The sequence below is a fragment of the Sporosarcina sp. NCCP-2222 genome (assembly GCF_023168145.1).
Lineage (GTDB): Bacteria > Bacillota > Bacilli > Bacillales_A > Planococcaceae > Sporosarcina.
This window is the reverse complement of the sequence record NZ_BQYK01000005.1, coordinates 111,680-130,244: the sequence shown is the minus strand read 5'-3', so window position 1 is coordinate 130,244 and position 18,565 is coordinate 111,680. Positions and strand designations below refer to the sequence as shown.

Below are 18,565 nucleotides of genomic sequence, written 5' to 3'. Positions count from 1 at the left end.
CTTTTTTTATGGCAATATCAATTGAAGTTCCGTTAGCTTGTTAATGACCCGATCCGCATGGACCAGTTCTTCCTCTTTGGCAAAATCAAACCGGCATCCGATAGAAAGTAATCCGTTGTCTTTTGCTGCATAGATATCGGACAGCCGGTCTCCAATCACAGCACCATTTTTAATTTTATATTTTTCCAGTATGTTTTTTACTAAGTCACTTTTATTCAATGAATCAACATGCTGTATACTGCACGTTTCCGTCACCCATTCATCCAGGCCATAATAACGTATAATAGCCTCCAAATAGTCAGGCAATCCGTTGCTGGCAATAAAAATGACAAACCCATTCTCTTTCAGGTAGCCGAAAACTTTCTTGACGTCAGGATAGAGAGCCCCTTTACCTCTTTCAATATTCTCGATTAATCTCTTCAGAAAATAAGAGTCCGTCAGCTCCTTCATCTTCTCCGAATGATTCGGCAACAAAGCCGCCCACACTTCTGGCAAAGGCACTCCCATAATATTGCGGTATGTATCAATCGGCGTCTCGCCTTCCCAAGCGCCCAATTTGCGCAAATAAGCGAACGTGTCGTCGAGCGACAGTTCCAAAATTAAATCGGTTTGAAACAGAGTGCCGTCCATATCAAAAATCGCTGCTTGTTTCATATTTCTTTCTCCTTTCCCCTTAAAGTTAGTGTAGCATAATTAGGAAAGAAAGGATTTTGACTGGTTTATGGCGAACCATGGGATGGAACGGATAGCCAAATTGACTTGGGTAAATGAAAAACTTTGCAGTAGGAGGCATTGATAGTCGAAGGGGAAAAAGGAATGTGGAATGTAAGGAGTGGGCATCTTGAACATTATTGATAAAAGAAATCGGTTAGGTGAAGAACCTTTCAAGTACCGCGTGTCGAAAGACAATACGGTCTTTTTAGATTATTACGGCAAACAGGTGAAAATCTTAAAAGGAAAAGAAGCAGAGAAGTTTCTAAAGAGAATTCATGCAGCTGAAGATACAACGGAAGAACAATTAATAATGGCAAAGATAACTGGGAATTTCAAAAGGGGTAATGAAAGAAGCTAAGGAGATACCGCAACTTTGTATGCTGTCAGGGGAAAACAGCCGTCGGACAGCTCTTTTACATCTCCCTTGATGAAGGATTTTCTTACTATGCTTAAAAGAGATAAGTAATATATGGCGAACAATTGATTAATAAGAGGGGGGATTTGCATTGACTTATAAAATTATCTTCTTTGACGTAGATGGGACATTGATCGACTATCAAACGGGAGAGGTGTCGGTTGCTACTCAAAGTGCAATCTGCCAATTGAAGAAAAATAATTATGTACTAGTGGCTGCGACTGGGCGGCCGTTATCCATGTGTCTTGACCTTGAGACGCTAGGGATTGATGCATTCATTACAGCGAACGGAGCTTATGTGAAGTATAGGGATGAAGTGATATTCAAGTCTGTGTTGAGTCAGGAAACCGTGACTAGTATCCACCAATTTGCAGAACGTAGCGGACATTCGCTTACTTATTTTACAGAGACATTGACGATGAATGGCATCCGAAATGAAAATACACTTACTGCTTTACGAGAGACATTGTCATTGGACACATTTCCTGAGCAGGATGATCTGGCCATACATAAAGAAATCTATTTGATGTGCTTATATGGAAACCAGGATACGATTCAGCTATACGAAAAAGAATTTCCCGCTTTGCGTTTTCAACAATGGCATCCCAAAATCGCCAATGTGTTGCAGAACGAGGTATCGAAGTCGATTGCAGCCAAACATGTTTTGGAGTATTTTCAGTTGCAGCCGTACGAAGCAATTGCGTTTGGGGATGGTGAAAATGATATTGATTTATTCCGTTTGGTTGGTTTAAGTGTAGCGATGGGCAATGGACATGAGAATCTCAAGCGGGTTGCAGATTTTGTTACAAAAAATTGTGCAGATGAAGGAATTGAATATGCGCTAAAAACATTGAAACTTATCTAGTAAATGGGGGAAGGACATGCTTGAGAAGTTATTTCGATATAATTGGCAAGTGCGTGAGGAATGGATGAAGTGGTGTGAAGAAATTCCCTACGATGAACTAATTAGAAAGAGAATCGGCGGGATGGGGAGTTTTCTGCACACGCTTTATCATGTTATTGATTGTGAGCAACTCTGGATTCATCAAATGTGGAATCAACCAGTCATACTTACAGACCTCAAGGCTATCACTCAATTGGATGAAGTCAAATCGTACGACATGCTTACCCGGCAAAGGACAAAACTCTTTTTGCTTGAGCTGGAGAGTGCTCGAGGAGAACACAGGATACTCGAAATTCAAAAACGGAATGGAGACATTGTAACTTTTTCCTTTGAGAAGGTGTTGTCACACATCGTCACGCATGAAGTCCATCATATCGGGCAACTGTCGATTTGGGCCCGTCAGATGGGGCTTGCGCCAGTCAACTCGGATCTATTGATTCGCGAGTTTTGACGAGGAGCCTTCAATTGAATGTTTACAACAGATGAGCTTGCCTGTATCCTGTATAAGTGTTTACTTATATAGGAGGAATTATGGATATTCATGTAATTGAAAAGCAGTTAAAAGCCTTGGCAGATATAAATCGTTTAACCTTGCTGGCCTGCATGAAAAATGGAGAAGTATGCGTATGTCAGTTTGTTGGCGTTTTGCCGATTTCGCAGCCTGCTGTAAGCCAGCATTTACGCAAGTTGCGAGAGGCGGGCATTATTACCGAGCGTAAAGCTGGTAATTGGAAGCACGTCCGTTTGGCAGAAGGACTCTCACCTTTTGTAGAGGCTGTTATTGATGGGCTCGATGCGATTCCCGTATGCCCAGACGGGGGTGATATGCGATGCTGATAATAGCCAGCCTTATTTTCATTGCAACGTTGGTTTTTGTCATTTGGCAGCCGAAAGGCTTGAATATCGGATGGTCTGCTTGTATAGGAGCTGTGCTTGCGTTACTTGTGGGTGTAGTGAATGCCGGAGATGTACTGGAAGTGGTGGAAATCACTTGGAATGCAACTTTGAGCTTTATTGCCATCATTATCATTTCGCTTATTTTGGATGAAATCGGTTTGTTTGAATGGGCGGCGCTTCATATGGCGCGTATCGCAAGAGGACACGGCATTAGGATGTTCGTCTATGTGAGCCTTCTTGGAGCGGTGGTTTCGGCTTTATTTGCAAATGATGGAGCAGCGCTTATTTTAACTCCAATTGTTCTAGCGATGGTGCGAAATTTAAACTTTGAAGAAAAAATGATTTTCCCATTTATTATGGCGAGTGGGTTTATTGCCGATACGACAAGCTTGCCATTCATCGTGAGCAATCTTGTGAACATAGTATCTGTCGACTTTTTTGGTATTGGCTTTGTTGAATATGCAATACATATGGTCATTCCGAATCTATTTTCATTGCTGGCCACGATTGTCGTGCTTCTTCTTTATTTTAGAAAATCCATTCCGCGTACGTATCAGCTGGACAAATTGAAAGAGCCGGAACAGGCAATTAAAGACTTGCGCTTATTCCGTCTTTCATGGGGTGTGCTTGCCGTCTTGGTAATTGGCTATTTTTCTAGCGAATGGACTGGGATTCCGGTGTCGTTCATCGTGGGGAGCATTGCGCTTCTGTTTTTAGTTCTGGCGCGCAAGAGTGCAGCCGTGAATACGGCTGCCGTTGTAAAAGGGGCCCCTTGGAATATCGTCTTCTTCTCGGTCGGAATGTATGTTGTGGTGTACGGGCTGGGGAATGCAGGACTGACAAACGCTCTCGCTACTGTGATAGAAGTAGCGGCGGAACAAGGACTGTTTGTCGGTACTGTTGCGATGGGGTTCCTTGCGGCATTCTTGTCTTCTGTCATGAATAATTTGCCGACAGTCATGGTAAATGCCCTTGCTATTGCGGAAACGGATACTACCGGGATATTAAGGGAAGCCATGATTTATGCGAATGTGATTGGTTCCGATCTAGGGCCGAAAATTACACCAATTGGTTCTTTGGCAACACTGGTCTGGCTGCATGTTCTGAGTCAAAAAGGAATTAAAATATCATGGGGAACTTATTTCAAGACAGGAATTGTTTTGACGCTTCCTATCTTATTCATTACGCTAGTTGGGCTGTATTTGACATTATTAATCAAACCATAAAAAAAGCTGTCCGGCAAAATGTCGCCGGACAGCCTATTATCATGTTAATTTTCCTTTTCGAATGGCGTGTGCCGTACCCCATTCATGCATGGTGTTCAATACGGTCTGCAGGCTTCTTCCGTATTCTGAGATGGAATACTCCACGCGGGGCGGGACTTCAGGATAGACGATGCGGTCGACGATGTCTTCCTCTTCCAATTCCCGCAGCTGCTTTGTCAGCATCTTTTGCGTGATACCCGGCATGAGACGTTTCAATTCACTGAAGCGCAACGTACCTTCATTAAAAAGGTTTAATAAGATGATCGGCTTCCATTTCCCAACTAAGATTCCGAGTGCTTCTTCGACCTTACATTGTTCTGCTTCCATATTAATCGACTCCATTAATTATTATTCTTACGTCAGATTACGTTCGTCGTATTCGGACTGGACCTTCTTTGTTGTTCTTTTCGTCCCATTCCACTTGTATTTCAAATGTTCCTTCCTCGAAAAAAAAGGGGAATCTCCTTCTGACGGAGGGCTGCATCGGCAGGTGGATGGCTTCCTCTTTGTGTACCCACATCGGTTTCCCTTCCCGTGTTTCTTCCGATAGGGTTCCCGTAAAGGAGTCCGTCCAATAATTGAAAATCATATATCTGTCTTTTTTGACTGGGTTAACGTATTCATATAGACCTTTATAAACCAAGCGGCTGACATCCAAACCCGTTTCTTCTTTCACTTCGCGAATCGCCGCGTCCGTAAAGGATTCCGGGAACTCGACCTTCCCGCCAGGCGGAATATAACCTTTGAAATGATCATGCTTCCGGTCTAGCAGGAGAACGTAATCACCGTTCTGTACCATACAGAGAGTCCAGAATTTTATATTGATTGGTTTATTCATAATTTGACCACCTCAATTATTGTCCTGCCACTTTCTATTTTAGCGCAAGGCAGGCCGGATGAACATGCTGTTGCTTTTTCCGGTGCAATCTTTCTTATATTTATTGTATAATTTATTTGCAATATTCAGCCCTTTGATGGGTAATCAGTGAAGGGGAAGAGGGGAATAGCATGGGAAAAGTGGTAGGGTTTGAGTTGAACAGCCAACATCCTGAGAAGGCTATCGAGTTTTACGGCGAAGTGTTTGGATGGAGCATAGCACCGCCGAATTGGGAGTATTGGCCAGTGACAGCATCGGATAATACTGGCGGCATCAATGGGGGCATTTGCAAGGGGCCAAGTGATTATCCACACGGCATCCGCATCCAAATTGAAGTGGACTCGATTGATGAAACGATCGGGAAGGCGACAGATATGGGCGCACTCGTTGTGCGTGAGAAGATGGAGTTTGACGAGTTTTACTTGGCGTATCTGGTGGATCCGACGGGTCTAGGCATTGGACTGATTGAAAATAAAAAGAAGTAAATGCAAGTTGGCCAGGCGTATGGTTCGAAGGGAGAACTGTGCAGCTGGCTTTTATTATTGATTGCTCAGCCAGCCTGAGAGATTCGTAATAAGTTCTCCTTCAAATGAATAGATTGACGTGGTACTGAGCAATCTTTCGTTTTGAAAACTTCTTAAAGGGAAATCTATGATTAGAATCCATTAATGAGGTGAGGACAATGAAGGCTTTGTTGACGAAGGAAGACTTTGTGGAAAGAAAGGATTTGCCTGATTGGCTGCATGACAGTTACAAGACATTTCACGAGACCGTGACAGATAAGACGTTTCCGTGTTATTTCGGAATGGGCGGAGAAATGAAGGGGGAACTGAGGTATGCATACATAACTCAGAAGGATTGGTCAAATCTTCCTGACGCGCTTTGCGAGTTTTTAAAGCTCTTCGATGATCCAAAACATAAACGGCATGGGTTGTTCGCCTTCGTGGAACCATTTGAGAAGGAAGGGGACTTGGAGGCATACAGAAAACAATTCTGGGACATTCTTCAGTATCTGCACGAGAATGATAAAGTCGAATGGCCTGTTGACAGCCCGAAGGATCCCGATCATTACTTATGGGATTTCCATTTTGGCGGTGAACCGATCTTCGTTTTTGGCAATGCCCCTGCATACAAGCAACGCAAAACGAGGGATTTGGGCCAATCCATGGTGCTCGGTTTCCAGCCAAGACGCATTTTCCAAGGGTTGAAGGGAACAGAAAAAGGCGGTATCATGTCGAGGGAGAAAGTGCGTCAGCGCGTGGAAGTATGGGATCAGCTGCCGAAGCATCCGGATATTAGCCATTACGGCGATCCACAGCACAACGAATGGAAGCAATTTTTCATCGGAGATGATGCGGAGCCGATTGTGGCCAAATGCCCTTTTTCACATAAAGAAATGAAGACGATATAATGTCAGCAAAGCAACGGATTGGCGACTCTGCCAATCCGTTTTTTGTCGTTTTATTCTTTACACATTCTAGGCTTTCTTACATCTATTACGAATTTATTGTTTAGTCTGGTGTAAGTAGGGAACTGGGAAGATATAGAAGTTTTTAAGAATGGAGGTCCTGACATGAATATGAAAAAAGAACTGAGACAGGAAGCGGCAGGCTTGAAGAACACATCCCAATGGGTTGCCGGTCTGGAATGGTTCTTTTTTATTTTCGCCAATATCGTAATTATTCCTCTCACTATTGGCAAGGCATTCAAATTGCACCAGGACAGTATTATTACTACCTTGCAGCTGTCGTTTGCCTTGACCGGCCTGGCCTGTCTCGCGCAAGCCTTTCTTGGTCACAGGCGGGCTATCTTGGAAGGACAATCGGGGCTGTGGTGGGGAATGGTCCTATCCGTTGTTAGTTTAGCCTTAGCTCAAGGCATTTCGCTTGGCGAGCTTGGCGGCAGTTTGACTGTCGGCATTCTAATCACTGCACTTATGACGTTTGTGATTGGACTATTCGGCTGGGGACCCGCCTTGTCTAAATTGTTTAAACCGGGGGTTATGGCTGTTTTCATGCTGCTGTTCGGTTTCCAGCTTGTCAAAATCTTTCTGGAAGGCATGGTCGGCATTCCGATGGGGAATCCGCCTGATGATGCATCGATCAAACTATCCGTTGCGGCTCTGACCATTAGTCTGGCATTGGTTATGATTGTCGTAAATGTAGCAGCCCCAAATCGAATCAGCAAGTATACGTTGCTTGGAGGTATTGTGATTGGGTGGATTGCGTATGTTCTAATTTTTGGACCCGAACATACTGTCAAATCGGATGCATCCTTTAAATTTGAGCTTTTTCATTTAGGAAAACCGGCATGGAATATCGGCATTATCGTTATGGCTATCATCACGGGTCTCATGAATCTTGCCAATACGTTCGCTGCTTTGAAAGGAACGGAAACGGATGAACTGTATGGGGAAGAAACGAGTACCAAACAGTATAACCGTAGTTTAAAGATCTCTGGGCTTTTTTCAGGAATCAGTGGACTTTTCGGTCTAATTCCGTACGCACCGTTTGTCTCCTCCATCGGTTTTTTGGAGCAGACGGGAATCACGAAACGGCTCCCGTTTATTATCGGCAGTGTCATTTTTCTCCTAATGGGTCTTGTCCCTCCTGTCGCCCGTTTCTTTTCTAACATTCCGCTCGCAGTCGGCAGTACAGTTTTATTTGTAGCGTATATGCAGCTGCTGCATTCATCTCTTGATTTCTTCAAGAAGATTGAGCTGAACAAAAGGAATATCTATCGTTCTGCTCTGCCCTTATTTATCGCTGTGGTCATAATGGTCATGCCGCACACTTATTTTTCTTCATTGCCGAAATTTCTCCAGCCAATCCTTGGAAATGGCTTGTTGATGGGAATTCTGCTCGCTCTGATTCTGGAGAATACGGTGAAATGGAATCGAATGAAGACGAGAGTTGAAAATTCATAGTTTTATAGAATTTCTAATGGGTATGCACAATAATAGGCCCAGTTTCATAAGAACAAATAAGAACAGAAGTAGGAAGGTGAGACTATGAACTATGATTCTAGAAGGATAGGGCAAGATATCGACCCCCGGTACGGAAGTTCGTTCATGGCGAAGAAAAACGCCGTCGCCACACCGAACGAATTGGCGTCCATGGCAGCGAACCGCATCCTGAACAAGGGAGGAAACGCCATTGATGCGATGGTAACAGCGAATGCGGTACTGGGTGTCGTGTTCCCGCATATGACAGGTGCGGGCGGTGATTCATTTTGGCTGATCTATGATGCCAAATCAGGAAAACGCTATTCCTTGAATGCGACGGGCCGGTCGGGGAAAGAGGTGACCCTCGATAAGTTCGACCGAGCGAAAGGAATGGATATTAGGGGGCCAAAGGCGGTCACGACGGTGCCGGGAGCAGTCAGCGGCTGGATTGCCGCGCATGAGAGGTTTGGCAAACTGCCCTTAAAAGAATGTCTCCAGCCTGCAATTGGGTATGCGTACGATGGTTTTCCCGTTAGCCATTCGTTAGCTAAGTTTTTGGAAGTTTCCTTAACCTTACTCCGTACGTACCCATCGACTGCTAAAGTCTACCTCAAAGAAGGAGTCGCTCCATACATGGTCGGGGATACGATGAAGAATCCCGATTTGGGTCGTACGCTCGAATTGATTGCGAAACATGGAAAGGACGCTTTTTATAAAGGTGAAATTGCTGACATGGTGACCCGTTTCCTGCAAGAGCATGGAGGGCTGCTCACGAAGGAGGACTTCGAGAAGCATGAAGCCGACTGGTCTGAACCGGTCCAAGTAGAATATGGCGACCGGGAAGTGATTGCGCCGCCGCCAAACTCAGCCGGAATGGTCACTCTCCAGATTCTTGGAATGATGGATCATCTGGATATCACGAGCTTAAAAGGCCACGAAGAAAAATTCATCGATTACTTCACTCGCGCCACCGCTTTCTCCTTCATGGATCGCGATCAATATCTTGATGATCCAGACTTCAATAAAGTTCCTACAGATATTCTACTCAGTAAAGAGTATTTCAAAGAGCGAGTGAATAAAATGCACGATCCTGCGCTCGGCCCTCCAGAAAACGGCTATGCCAATAAAGGCGACACTACATTCAGCTGCGCCGTCGATGAAGAAGGCAATGCGGTAGGTGTTATTCAAAGCCTGTACTGGGAATGGGGCTCCGGCGTGGTTGCGGAGGGCACAGGAATGATGCTGCAAAATAGGGGCTCCTATTTTTCGCTTGATCCGAAATCACATAACCGGCTGGAGCCGAATAAGCGTCCTGCCCATACTTTAACTTGCTCGATGGTATTCAAGGACGGCAAACCCGAAATGGTGCTTGGCGCTATGGGGGGAGACGGCGAACCGCAAACACAGGCGCTCATCATCATGCGCGTTCTAAATCAGGGGTATTCCGTGCAGGAAGCGATCGATGCACCTCGCTGGCTGCTTGGCAGAACGTGGGGAGACCATGTGAGAGGACTCCGACTGGAGGGCCGTTATGACAAGGGCATTGTAAAGAAACTAGAAGATTTAGGACATATCAACGTTGAAATGATTGAGAACTTCAGTGATTTGATGGGACATGCCCAAGCTATCCGCATTTGGCCAGACCGCTTGGAAGCAGGCGCCGATCCACGGGCAGGAGGACTGGCAATCGGCAATTAAAAAATTTGATAGTAAATAAGAAAAAACGAGAGGAGAATGTCAAATTGAGAAAAGAGTATACAAATGAAACGACAAACCAAACAGACCCACAACCAATAAAAGGGGAGCGTGGTGGCCCTATTCTAGGAGCGAAGAATCCTGAGATTGACCGGCAGAACCCGGATATCCTAGTGCCGCCGGATACGGATCATGGCACGATGCCGAATCTTAAATTCCCATATGCGCAGTCACATATGCGTGTAGAATACGGAGGCTGGTCCCGTGAAGTGACAGTCCGTGAGATGCCAGCAGCGAAGACAATTGCAGGCGTCAACATGCATTTGGAGCCTGGAGGCGTTCGTGAACTTCATTGGCATAAGGAAGCGGAATGGTCCTATATGATTAAAGGAAAAGCACGGATCACCGCGATTTCCCCATCTGGCCGGGAGTTTGTCGATGATGTCGAAGCAGGTGACCTGTGGTATTTCCCATCTGGTGTGCCACATTCTATCAAGGGCCTAAGTGAGGGCGCGGAGTTTGTCTTAGCTTTTGATGATGGGGGATTTTCTGAAAATAGTACATTCTCCATTACTGACTGGTTTGCTCACACACCGAAAGATATACTTGCTGCCAACTTCGGTGTATCAGAAGAGGAATTTGACGGCATTCCCGATGGTGAGGTCTATATGTATCAAGGTGAAGTGCCTGGCCCGATTGCCCAAGGACTGCCGGAAGATGCGAATGAATTTGTCGAGGAATCATTTAGCTTCAAGCTGAAGGACGTCAAGCCGGTAGAAACGAGCGGAGGGAAAGCGTGGATTGCGGACTCCACAAACTTCCCAATTTCGAAGACGATCGCTGCCGCCCTGGTGGAAGTTGAACCAGGTGGCATTCGGGAGCTGCACTGGCATCCGAATGAAGATGAATGGCAATATTACCTGGAAGGACAAGGACGAATGACGGTTTTCGCTTCGGGTGGTAAAGCGAGAACGTATGATTACCGTGCGGGAGATGTCGGTTATGTCCCGTTTGCGATGGGTCACTATGTTCAAAATACCGGTGATACTCCCCTTGTCTTTCTAGAAATGTTCCGCAGCGATCACTTTGCTGATGTTTCATTGAACCAATGGATGTCGCAAACACCACCTGAACTACTCAAAGAGCATTTGCCACTGAGCGATGAGTTCATTAAAAATGCATTGCACGCGGATAAGCGGCCGAATGTAAAATATAATTAAGACGAGATTGCCCTGCCTGCGACATCAGGCAGGGTTTTCATATGCGCGAAAGACAAGCGCCAAGCGAGTAGTACACCCGCTTGGCGCTTGCCAGTAGTTTTAATAGGGATTTACTTTTTTTAATGGCTGTTTAGCTGGCCCTGCAAGCACCTCTCCTGTTCCATCAAAGATGGAGCCATGGCATGGACAATCCCATGTTTGATCGCCATCATTCCAGCGAACTCCGCAGCCGAGATGGGTGCAGTGTAAATCTAAATAGTGGACGTTCGAATTGAGGTCTTTATAAATGCCAATCGGCTTTCCGTTTTGCTTAAACTGATCAGCTTGTCCTTTTTCTAAGCGTTCCGCTCTTTGAAGAAGACTTTTAAAGGCATCATTAGATTGTCCGGAATCCTCCTTATTTTTTTCAGGAAGGCTTCGTTGCGGGTTGAACAACTCTTCGAAACGATTTGGCTTCCCTGTAATCAAGTCGGCGATCAATTGAGCGCCTGCCGCGGCAGCAGTCATTCCCCATTTATTATAGCCGGTCATGACATACATCTGATCGTCCCCTTCCTCGATGGGACCGATGTATGGTCTCATATCGGGAGTGGTCAGTTCGTGCTCAGACCAATAGCCAATCATATCGGTCAATCCGAACTCTTCTTTTGCAAATTGGCGAATTGCTTCATACCGTTCAATTGTCGACTTCGCATCTCCAGTCGGATGCGTCTCACCCCCGACAATCAGCACATGCCTGTCTCCGTCCTGTGCGCCGCGGAAAGTACGTTTCGGTGCGTCATCACTAATATAAACGCCTTTTACAAACGTTTGAGGACTCGCAAATGCCGTTAAGTGGGAAGTGACAGGCTTCATTGTATTAGAATAAAAGGAATGCGGATCTTCCGCAGGGAACAGCGTAGCAAGGACGACTTGCCTGCATGACACAGTAAATTGCGTATCTGTCTGCAAAGTGAGCTGTTCGCCATTCCTCTCTGTTCCCATATACTTGGTATGCTGATAAATACGCCCGCCCATTTGATCAATTTCCCGCAAAACACCATGCAAGAACTTGACCGGATGAATTTGCGCCTGGTCTTTCATGACAAGAGCAGAAGCGACATTGAAGTCCAGCGGAACAGAATCGGTCATGCCGCCTTCAATTCCAATCATTTCATATGCGGCGGCTTCCTTCTCTAAGTTCTGTGTATTCGTTCCGTGTTGAGAGAACACGTAAGAGTCCATTTCCTCAAAGCCGCAATGAATGGCATGCTCCGTTATCAATTCTTCAATTAGTCGAAGCCCTGTTTGATTAGCTTCATAATATTGTTTTGCCAGCTCAACTCCGCCCAATTCTATCATTTTGTCATATATCAGCTCATGCTGAGAGGATAATTTGGCTGTCGTGCCGCCTGTTGTACCGCCTACGAGTTCACGGGCCTCTAGCAATGCTACAGACTTTCCGCGTTTTGCTAAAAAGTAAGCAGTCAAAATGCCTGAAATGCCACCACCGATTACCGCTGTGTCCACTTCAATGTCCTGAGCCAGTTTGGGATAACTGACCCCATGTTCTGTCATTTTCCAAAAGGATCGGTTTTCTCCCTGCAATTTTTCCAAAATGAGATTCCTCCTTACGATGTCCTTACTCCTTTTCTACCTTTCTCCTATGAAACTAAACACGTAATTAAAGAATAGAAAAGAGAGGAGGGAAAGATTGAATTTAAGGAAGTGGATTAGTTAAGACAAATGACAAAAATGTAAGTTGCGGCCTGTCTTTTGTTCGCTACTTCGATGGATGCCCCTGTACTTCCACCGTATGCTTGGAATATCAGCTAAAGAAAGCGGGAGGATTCATATGGATGTCTTGTCAGTAGAGAAACTGTCTAAAACCTATGAAGCTGCAGGAGGCTCTGTACAAGCGCTGAAAAGCATTTCATTCACATTAAAGAAAGGCGAGCTGATTGCCGTCATGGGTACGAGTGGTTCGGGAAAGAGCACGCTGCTTAATATACTCGGCGCATTGGATGAACCGACCTCAGGCAAGATTGTAATGAACGGTCAAACATCAAACCAAATGTTTCGGGAACCGTACGCGACGGATTTTCGCAGGGACCATATTGGTTTCATCTTTCAATCCTTTCATTTGCTCAAAGATTTAACGGTAGAAGAGAATATTGGGCTACCCCTTTTGATAAAAAATGAGACGAAGGAGCAAATTCGGCAAAAGACTGATGCCATGGTGGAGCTGATGGGGCTTCGGGAGTGGCGGCATCACCGTCCGGTCCAGCTTTCGGGTGGCCAGCAGCAACGCGTGGCAATTGGCCGAGCTTTAATTACAGAACCGCCGATCGTACTAGCGGATGAATTAACGGGCAATTTGGATACCAATACATCCAATGATATTTTACGGGTGCTGACAGAGTTGAAGGCAAAGCTGAACCAAAGTATGCTCGTCGTGACACATGATCCGAACGTAGCGACATATGCGGATCGTGTACTGTTTTTCCATGATGGGGAAATGGTGAATACGTATACGTGCAAAGGAACTGGTGATATGGAAGAAATCATGCGAATCTTCCAAGTGATTTTGGAGGGACGTACACATGAAGTCGTTAAATGAACTCGCTTTCCGATTTTTTCGTGCGAATCCGTTTATTGTCTTCACTTCGGTTGTCAGCATCGCCATCGCTGTGTCTTTAATTGTCACCTTGTCTGTCTTTTCGTCCAATGCGAAGCAATCGTTGCAGGATGAAATGAAGGCGTTGTTTGGGGAACAAGATTTGGCGATCGTCTATGACAGCGAAGGGCCGGCTTATGATGAACAGGCATTATTCGACTTTGCGGCTGCGCATCCAGGCACGGAAGAAATTTCGAAAGTGTTTGTGACAAGAGCATTTGTCGAGCCTTTAGGCGGGAGTGTATATTCCGTGGGCATGGGAAACGATGATCTTGTGAGAAGCCGGTACAATACAACAGTTGATTTGGACGAAACATCCGTCGCCATGTCGGCGCAGCTGGCCCGCTCCTTGGAGCTCGCTGTGGGGGATGAAGTGGAAATTGAAAATGGCCGATTCAAGCTAGTAGAAATAATAGGCAATATTGAAGGAGCGGGCATTGTTCCGGATATGCTCATCTTTTCATTAGAGACAGCCCAATCGTTTCCGAGCAACGAGTATGAGCTGACGACAACTGCCTTGATGATTAAAGCGATACGCGGGACGGATGTCGTGGCGATGGCTGTCGATCTACAAAAGTTTGATGACAGGCTGCGAATCGATGTCATGGAGCAAGAAGACTTCGTTAAACAGAATATGGAATCTCTGACGATATTCATTGGCGTCATGGCGGTTTTAATATTGCTGGTGACGTCCATGATGGTCATATCCAATTTCGACTTGCTGCTATATAAAAATCGGAATCAGTTTGCCATCATGCGTGCAATGGGAGCAAGGACAAAACAGATTGCCAATATTGTTTTCATTCAAAGTACGTTAATAAATGTAACTGGTACAGTAGTAGGGCTCCTTTTGGCGGCTGGCGGCAATCGATTGATCCAACCAATCTTCGGGCGGTTATTTTCAATAGAAACAGAGGCAGCGACATTTGGCTGGACCGTCGCGGCTACAGTGGCAGTCTTATGTGCAATTGTCATTCAAGTTTTTCTAGCCATACCAGCCTATAAGGCATCTAAAGCACTGCCGATTCAATTATTCGAGGAAAATGAAAAAATTGATTTTACCCATTCCTCACGCCGCCGGAATTGGGGCTTGCTGTTAGCGGGGGTCTCCTTACTCGCGATTCTAATTGGCTATGGCAGCCCGGACGGAGGGGGAGGCAAAGCGCTAGCATTCTTAGGGGGCGGGCTATCATGTATCATTGCGTTATTTTTGCTGCTGCCACTGTTCATGGCTCCCATATTGCGAGCGATGCTGCCAGCTGTGCAAAACGTGTTTGGGAAAGAGGCGGCAATTGCGATTCAAACCATGTTGCCGCAAATACGAAAAAATACACTTGTCATCTTATCCATCAGCCTCGTTATGACGATTACAGTTTTCGGCTCGGTTTTATTGAACACCATTCAACAGAATGGATTAACTTATATCGACAAACAATTTCCAACTTCGATTGTTTTGAAAAGCAGATTATGGGATTCAGCGATTCCGACATTGGAACTGCAAAAGAAAGTGGAGGAACAATTTCCGGGGAATGCTGTATATACAGTCAGTAATGCGGCTCCAGGTGAAATTCAATTGGCAGGAGGACAGCATGAGTTCAGCTACGCCATGACAGATTTGTCTACTAAGGGTCTGTTGGAGGAACAGGTGAAAGATCCGACAAAGGAAATAGTAATATCCAAAGAGTTTGCTAAGAAGCATGAGCTTCAGGTAGGTGACACATATCAGATTGGTGTTTTTTCCAACGCATCGTTGCAAGTAGAGTGGATAGACCAGATGGTCATCGGTGCCATTTCTCCCACCATGCCTGATGTAGATGCCATGATGGATTGGAAAGCGGCCACTTTCCTGAATGAATACACGACGTTTCATGCCCTCTACTTGGATGCTACAAGTGAGGAAGAAACAATGAAGGCATTGGAACCGTTGAAACAGCAATACCCGGAACTTCAGTTGTTTGGGCATCAAAAGTCCGTTGATGAGGCTAATACCATGTTCCTGCAGCGCTGGTCGATTTTCCTGATGGTGCTCGTTGCGCTTGTGTTATCCGTCATGACGGGCGTGTGCAATACACTGATCAATACGGTTTATGCGAAACGGAAAGAGTTTGCGGTTTTAAGGACAATAGGTGTGCGTCCGCGAGGCATTGGAAAAGTCATTTTGACACAGGTTTCTCTATATGTCATCATCGGGCTTTGCTTTGGCACGGTCTGCGGGTTTTTATTGGCGTGGATCATACTGCTTATCGATTCTGGTGAACTGCACGTCAACGCATCACTGTTATGGGCCGTCGCAGCGGCCATGCTTACCATCAGCATAGCGCTTTTTGTACCTATCGGCCATAAGCTTGGCGCCAGAAAAATTAGTGTGGAAGTGTTGCAAGATAATAAATGATAATGAGAGCTGCCAAGAAGGGGAAAATCTTCGGGGCAGCTTTTTATTCGAAAGTTTACGTTATAAAAGAGGAAGGAGCGGGAAACGATGAAGGTAGGAAAAAATCATATGTAAAGGAGACGAAGTTTATGAAAAAATTAATCTTTTTTATGTCGGCTGCCATGTTGGTGCTAGGCGGCTGTGGCAATAAAGAAAAAGCCAATAACGACGACAACACAAAAGTTGAAACGAACCAGGAATCTTCCCACCACGAGATGGAACACACAGGTTCAGGTGATGTGCCGGATACACTCGAAGTTGCTGCAAATCCTACATATCCTGTCGGCAGCGAAGCCATCGTTCAAGCTGACCACATGGAAGGAATGAAAGGCGCCGTAGCCAAAATTGCTGGTGCTTATGAAACGACTGCCTATGAGGTGACATATACGCCAGCAGGAGGCGGCGCGGAAGTCCCGCACCATAAATGGGTCATCCAAGAGGAAATCAAAGACGCGGGGAAAGAACCCTTGGCCGACGGCACCAAAATAACAATTGAAGCGGATCATATGAAAGGTATGAAAGGAGCAGAAGGTGTCGTCGATTCTTCCGAAAAGACAACTGTGTATATGATCGATTATACCCCGACGACCGGAGGAGAACCTGTGAAGAACCATAAATGGGTGACGGAAGAAGAGCTCACGGCAAAGTGAGACACTTTGTTGGGGTGACCGGCTAAGTGCATGCGTTTAAGTTAACTTGCGCTGGCTAGGAAATCAGACAGCATATAAAAGGGTTGGAAATCAATCGATTTCCAACCCTTTTCATTACCGTAAAATCAGTATGAATCGGTCTCTCTGCCTTTTTCCTCTGCCATTTTTGGTCCTTTTTCGCCGCCTTCATTTCCAAGAGGACGCATGCTGGAACCAGCCTTGCTGGCATTAGTGAGCCCCTCGCGCAAACGGCGTCCATATTCCTCGTCGGCATCCTCTGCTAAGGCGATCATTTTATCTTGAAGCCGCGGATCGCATTTCGATAGATCGTTAACTAGGTTTTGAATCAATTCATCCTTTTCCCATTTCTCAAAAGCACGGTATGTTTCGCCGGCTTGTTTCGTGTTGTCATTACGGTCGATTGATTCCCGGACCAGATTCGCATCATAGTGAGGGGTATATTCTTTACCTGCCGGTTTCGCTTCCTGTAATCCGCCTAGAATGGAAGGCTCGTAATTGACATGTGGATTCTGTCCTGGTGCCAAGTCCACTTTGTATTGCATTTGGCCGCCTCTTTGGTTTGTGGCAACACGTGTTTTCGGCGCATTGATCGGCAATTGGAGATAGTTTGGTCCTACCCGGTAACGCTGGGTATCGGAGTAGGAGAATGTCCTGCCTTGCAGCATCTTGTCGTCGGAAAAGTCCAGGCCGTCAACTAGCACACCTGTCCCAAAGGCTACTTGTTCGACTTCAGTGAAATAGTCTTCCGGGTTTTTATTTAATACCATCCGGCCGATCGGAATCCAAGGGAATTGGTCGTTTGGCCATAGCTTGGTATCATCAAGCGGATCGAAGTCGAGTTCCGGATGCTCTTCATCACTCATGATTTGGACGAATAATTCCCATTCTGGATAATCGCCGCGTTCAATGGCTTCATATAAATCTTGGGTCGCGTGATTAAAATTTTTCGCTTGGATTTCCTCGGCTTCTTGTTGCGTTAGATTTTTAATGCCTTGTTTTGGCTCCCAGTGATATTTTACGAGGACTGCTTCTCCTTCACTGTTGACCCACTTATATGTGTTAACTCCCGAGCCTTGCATCTGCCGGTAATTGGCTGGAATGCCCCAAGGAGAATAAATGAACGTGACCATATGAAAGGATTCGGGTGAATTGGCGCAGAAGTCAAAAAAGCGCTCACTGTCTTGGATATTCGTAACCGGATCGGGCTTGAACGCATGAATCATATCCGGGAATTTAATGGCATCACGGATAAAAAAGATCTTCAGGTTATTCCCAACGAGATCCCAGTTGCCATCTTCCGTATAGAACTTAACCGCAAAGCCGCGTGGATCCCGAAGTGTCTCGGGCGAATGGCCGCCATGGATTACTGAAGAAAAACGGACGAACACAGGCGTTTGTTTCCCTTTTTCTTGAAACAGCTTCGCTCTTGTATACTTGGATATTGGTTCATCACCGGCCGATCCATACGCTTCAAAATAACCGTGTGCGCCTGCACCTCTTGCGTGCACGACCCGTTCAGGAATACGTTCCCGGTCAAAGTGGCTCAGCTTTTCAATGAAATGGTAGTTCTCAAGTGTTGCAGGCCCGCGGTTCCCAATTGTCCGCAAGTTTTGATTGTTAGTCACGGGATGTCCTTGCCGGTTTGTCAGCGTCAAATCCTCTTCATTTGCCGAATGTTGTGTAGCCTCGCGTCTTTCATCCTTCATCTAGAGTACCTCCTACCATGAATTTCCCCTTGAGGGCAGGGGATTATATATTTACTCTTCCCAGTTCATGGGTGTATTAACCTTTCTATCTGACGTGTGACAAGATGCTTACGGGTAGGATAAATGTGTCGGAATTGTGAACCCCGTTCTTGTATAATGTAAAAAAACAC

The 18,565-nt window shown here is 45.7% G+C and carries 18 protein-coding genes; 13 read left to right on the top strand and 5 right to left on the bottom strand.

Translation table 11 applies throughout. From position 1 onward, the window contains the following. Window positions 1-6: 6 nt before the first annotated feature. Window positions 7-654, bottom strand: a complete 648-nt coding sequence (locus NCCP2222_RS12470) for an HAD family hydrolase (RefSeq protein WP_248512681.1) — start codon at window positions 652-654, stop codon at window positions 7-9. A gap of 187 nt (window positions 655-841) precedes the next feature. Between NCCP2222_RS12470 and NCCP2222_RS12465 the strand changes: the two genes are divergently transcribed. The 5 genes from NCCP2222_RS12465 to NCCP2222_RS12445 all read left to right on the top strand — a co-directional run bounded on the left by NCCP2222_RS12465 (window position 842) and on the right by NCCP2222_RS12445 (window position 4,156). Further along, window positions 842-1,072 carry a hypothetical protein gene (locus NCCP2222_RS12465; protein WP_248512680.1) on the top strand — a complete coding sequence of 77 codons (231 nt, stop codon included), beginning with the start codon at window positions 842-844 and terminating at the stop codon, window positions 1,070-1,072. Between the two features lie 148 nt (window positions 1,073-1,220). Continuing rightward, complete coding sequence (locus NCCP2222_RS12460) at window positions 1,221-1,994, top strand: Cof-type HAD-IIB family hydrolase (RefSeq protein ID WP_248512679.1); 774 nt, start codon at window positions 1,221-1,223, stop codon at window positions 1,992-1,994. A gap of 16 nt (window positions 1,995-2,010) precedes the next feature. After that, window positions 2,011-2,484, top strand: a complete 474-nt coding sequence (locus tag NCCP2222_RS12455; protein ID WP_248512678.1) for a DinB family protein — start codon at window positions 2,011-2,013, stop codon at window positions 2,482-2,484. 80 nt (window positions 2,485-2,564) lie between these two features. After that, on the top strand, window positions 2,565-2,870 hold the full coding sequence (locus tag NCCP2222_RS12450) for an ArsR/SmtB family transcription factor (protein ID WP_248512677.1): 306 nt from the start codon (window positions 2,565-2,567) through the stop codon (window positions 2,868-2,870). Further along, a complete protein-coding gene (locus NCCP2222_RS12445) occupies window positions 2,864-4,156 on the top strand; it encodes an arsenic transporter (RefSeq protein ID WP_282570703.1) in 1,293 nt (430 codons plus the stop codon). The genes NCCP2222_RS12450 and NCCP2222_RS12445 overlap by 7 nt, the downstream gene beginning before the upstream one ends. A gap of 39 nt (window positions 4,157-4,195) precedes the next feature. On the opposite strand, the gene NCCP2222_RS12440 is transcribed toward NCCP2222_RS12445, so the two are convergent. Further along, window positions 4,196-4,522, bottom strand: a complete 327-nt coding sequence (locus tag NCCP2222_RS12440) for a winged helix-turn-helix transcriptional regulator (protein ID WP_375709185.1) — start codon at window positions 4,520-4,522, stop codon at window positions 4,196-4,198. Window positions 4,523-4,559: 37 nt separating this feature from the next. Further along, on the bottom strand, window positions 4,560-5,033 hold the full coding sequence (locus tag NCCP2222_RS12435; RefSeq protein ID WP_248512675.1) for an 8-oxo-dGTP diphosphatase: 474 nt from the start codon (window positions 5,031-5,033) through the stop codon (window positions 4,560-4,562). A 170-nt stretch (window positions 5,034-5,203) separates the two neighbouring features. Here NCCP2222_RS12435 and NCCP2222_RS12430 point away from each other — a divergent pair, with 170 nt between their 5' ends. From NCCP2222_RS12430 to NCCP2222_RS12410, 5 genes are all read left to right on the top strand, one after another. After that, entirely contained in the window at window positions 5,204-5,557 is a 354-nt protein-coding gene (locus NCCP2222_RS12430) for a VOC family protein (protein WP_248512674.1), read from the top strand. A 197-nt stretch (window positions 5,558-5,754) separates the two neighbouring features. Then, window positions 5,755-6,483 carry a YqcI/YcgG family protein gene (locus NCCP2222_RS12425; protein WP_248512673.1) on the top strand — a complete coding sequence of 243 codons (729 nt, stop codon included), beginning with the start codon at window positions 5,755-5,757 and terminating at the stop codon, window positions 6,481-6,483. A 162-nt stretch (window positions 6,484-6,645) separates the two neighbouring features. Continuing rightward, window positions 6,646-7,998 carry a uracil/xanthine transporter gene (locus NCCP2222_RS12420; protein WP_248512672.1) on the top strand — a complete coding sequence of 451 codons (1,353 nt, stop codon included), beginning with the start codon at window positions 6,646-6,648 and terminating at the stop codon, window positions 7,996-7,998. Between the two features lie 84 nt (window positions 7,999-8,082). Further along, a complete protein-coding gene (ggt, locus tag NCCP2222_RS12415; protein WP_248512671.1) occupies window positions 8,083-9,714 on the top strand; it encodes a gamma-glutamyltransferase in 1,632 nt (543 codons plus the stop codon). A 44-nt stretch (window positions 9,715-9,758) separates the two neighbouring features. Then, window positions 9,759-10,931, top strand: a complete 1,173-nt coding sequence (locus tag NCCP2222_RS12410) for an oxalate decarboxylase family bicupin (protein WP_248512670.1) — start codon at window positions 9,759-9,761, stop codon at window positions 10,929-10,931. A 99-nt stretch (window positions 10,932-11,030) separates the two neighbouring features. Here the strand turns inward: NCCP2222_RS12410 and NCCP2222_RS12405 are convergent, their stop codons facing one another. Next, entirely contained in the window at window positions 11,031-12,527 is a 1,497-nt protein-coding gene (locus NCCP2222_RS12405; RefSeq protein ID WP_248512669.1) for an FAD-dependent oxidoreductase, read from the bottom strand. Window positions 12,528-12,765: 238 nt separating this feature from the next. On the opposite strand from NCCP2222_RS12405, the gene NCCP2222_RS12400 reads away from it, so the two are divergent. The 3 genes from NCCP2222_RS12400 to NCCP2222_RS12390 all read left to right on the top strand — a co-directional run bounded on the left by NCCP2222_RS12400 (window position 12,766) and on the right by NCCP2222_RS12390 (window position 16,668). Further along, on the top strand, window positions 12,766-13,530 hold the full coding sequence (locus tag NCCP2222_RS12400) for an ABC transporter ATP-binding protein (protein WP_248512668.1): 765 nt from the start codon (window positions 12,766-12,768) through the stop codon (window positions 13,528-13,530). Then, the gene (locus NCCP2222_RS12395; protein ID WP_248512667.1) at window positions 13,514-15,979 is read left to right on the top strand and encodes an FtsX-like permease family protein; all 2,466 of its coding nucleotides are present in this window, start codon (window positions 13,514-13,516) and stop codon (window positions 15,977-15,979) included. The genes NCCP2222_RS12400 and NCCP2222_RS12395 overlap by 17 nt, the downstream gene beginning before the upstream one ends. A gap of 128 nt (window positions 15,980-16,107) precedes the next feature. Continuing rightward, complete coding sequence (locus NCCP2222_RS12390; protein WP_248512666.1) at window positions 16,108-16,668, top strand: YdhK family protein; 561 nt, start codon at window positions 16,108-16,110, stop codon at window positions 16,666-16,668. A gap of 125 nt (window positions 16,669-16,793) precedes the next feature. On the opposite strand, the gene NCCP2222_RS12385 is transcribed toward NCCP2222_RS12390, so the two are convergent. Then, window positions 16,794-18,395: a catalase gene (locus NCCP2222_RS12385; protein WP_248512665.1), complete on the bottom strand. Its 1,602-nt coding sequence runs from the start codon at window positions 18,393-18,395 to the stop codon at window positions 16,794-16,796. Between the last annotated feature and the right edge of the window lie 170 nt (window positions 18,396-18,565).

Bases quoted from the DNA above. Each gene is read 5' to 3' on its own strand.
- NCCP2222_RS12470 (WP_248512681.1), bottom strand. From the start codon at position 654: ATGAAACAAGCAGCGATTTTTGATATGGACGGCACTCTGTTTCAAACC.
- NCCP2222_RS12455 (WP_248512678.1), top strand. From the start codon at position 2,011: ATGCTTGAGAAGTTATTTCGATATAATTGGCAAGTGCGTGAGGAATGG.
- NCCP2222_RS12450 (WP_248512677.1), top strand. From the start codon at position 2,565: ATGGATATTCATGTAATTGAAAAGCAGTTAAAAGCCTTGGCAGATATA.
- NCCP2222_RS12445 (WP_282570703.1), top strand. From the start codon at position 2,864: ATGCTGATAATAGCCAGCCTTATTTTCATTGCAACGTTGGTTTTTGTC.
- NCCP2222_RS12440 (WP_375709185.1), bottom strand. From the start codon at position 4,522: ATGGAAGCAGAACAATGTAAGGTCGAAGAAGCACTCGGAATCTTAGTT.
- NCCP2222_RS12435 (WP_248512675.1), bottom strand. From the start codon at position 5,033: ATGAATAAACCAATCAATATAAAATTCTGGACTCTCTGTATGGTACAG.
- NCCP2222_RS12430 (WP_248512674.1), top strand. From the start codon at position 5,204: ATGGGAAAAGTGGTAGGGTTTGAGTTGAACAGCCAACATCCTGAGAAG.
- NCCP2222_RS12425 (WP_248512673.1), top strand. From the start codon at position 5,755: ATGAAGGCTTTGTTGACGAAGGAAGACTTTGTGGAAAGAAAGGATTTG.
- NCCP2222_RS12420 (WP_248512672.1), top strand. From the start codon at position 6,646: ATGAATATGAAAAAAGAACTGAGACAGGAAGCGGCAGGCTTGAAGAAC.
- ggt (WP_248512671.1), top strand. From the start codon at position 8,083: ATGAACTATGATTCTAGAAGGATAGGGCAAGATATCGACCCCCGGTAC.
- NCCP2222_RS12400 (WP_248512668.1), top strand. From the start codon at position 12,766: ATGGATGTCTTGTCAGTAGAGAAACTGTCTAAAACCTATGAAGCTGCA.
- NCCP2222_RS12395 (WP_248512667.1), top strand. From the start codon at position 13,514: ATGAAGTCGTTAAATGAACTCGCTTTCCGATTTTTTCGTGCGAATCCG.
- NCCP2222_RS12390 (WP_248512666.1), top strand. From the start codon at position 16,108: ATGAAAAAATTAATCTTTTTTATGTCGGCTGCCATGTTGGTGCTAGGC.
- NCCP2222_RS12385 (WP_248512665.1), bottom strand. From the start codon at position 18,395: ATGAAGGATGAAAGACGCGAGGCTACACAACATTCGGCAAATGAAGAG.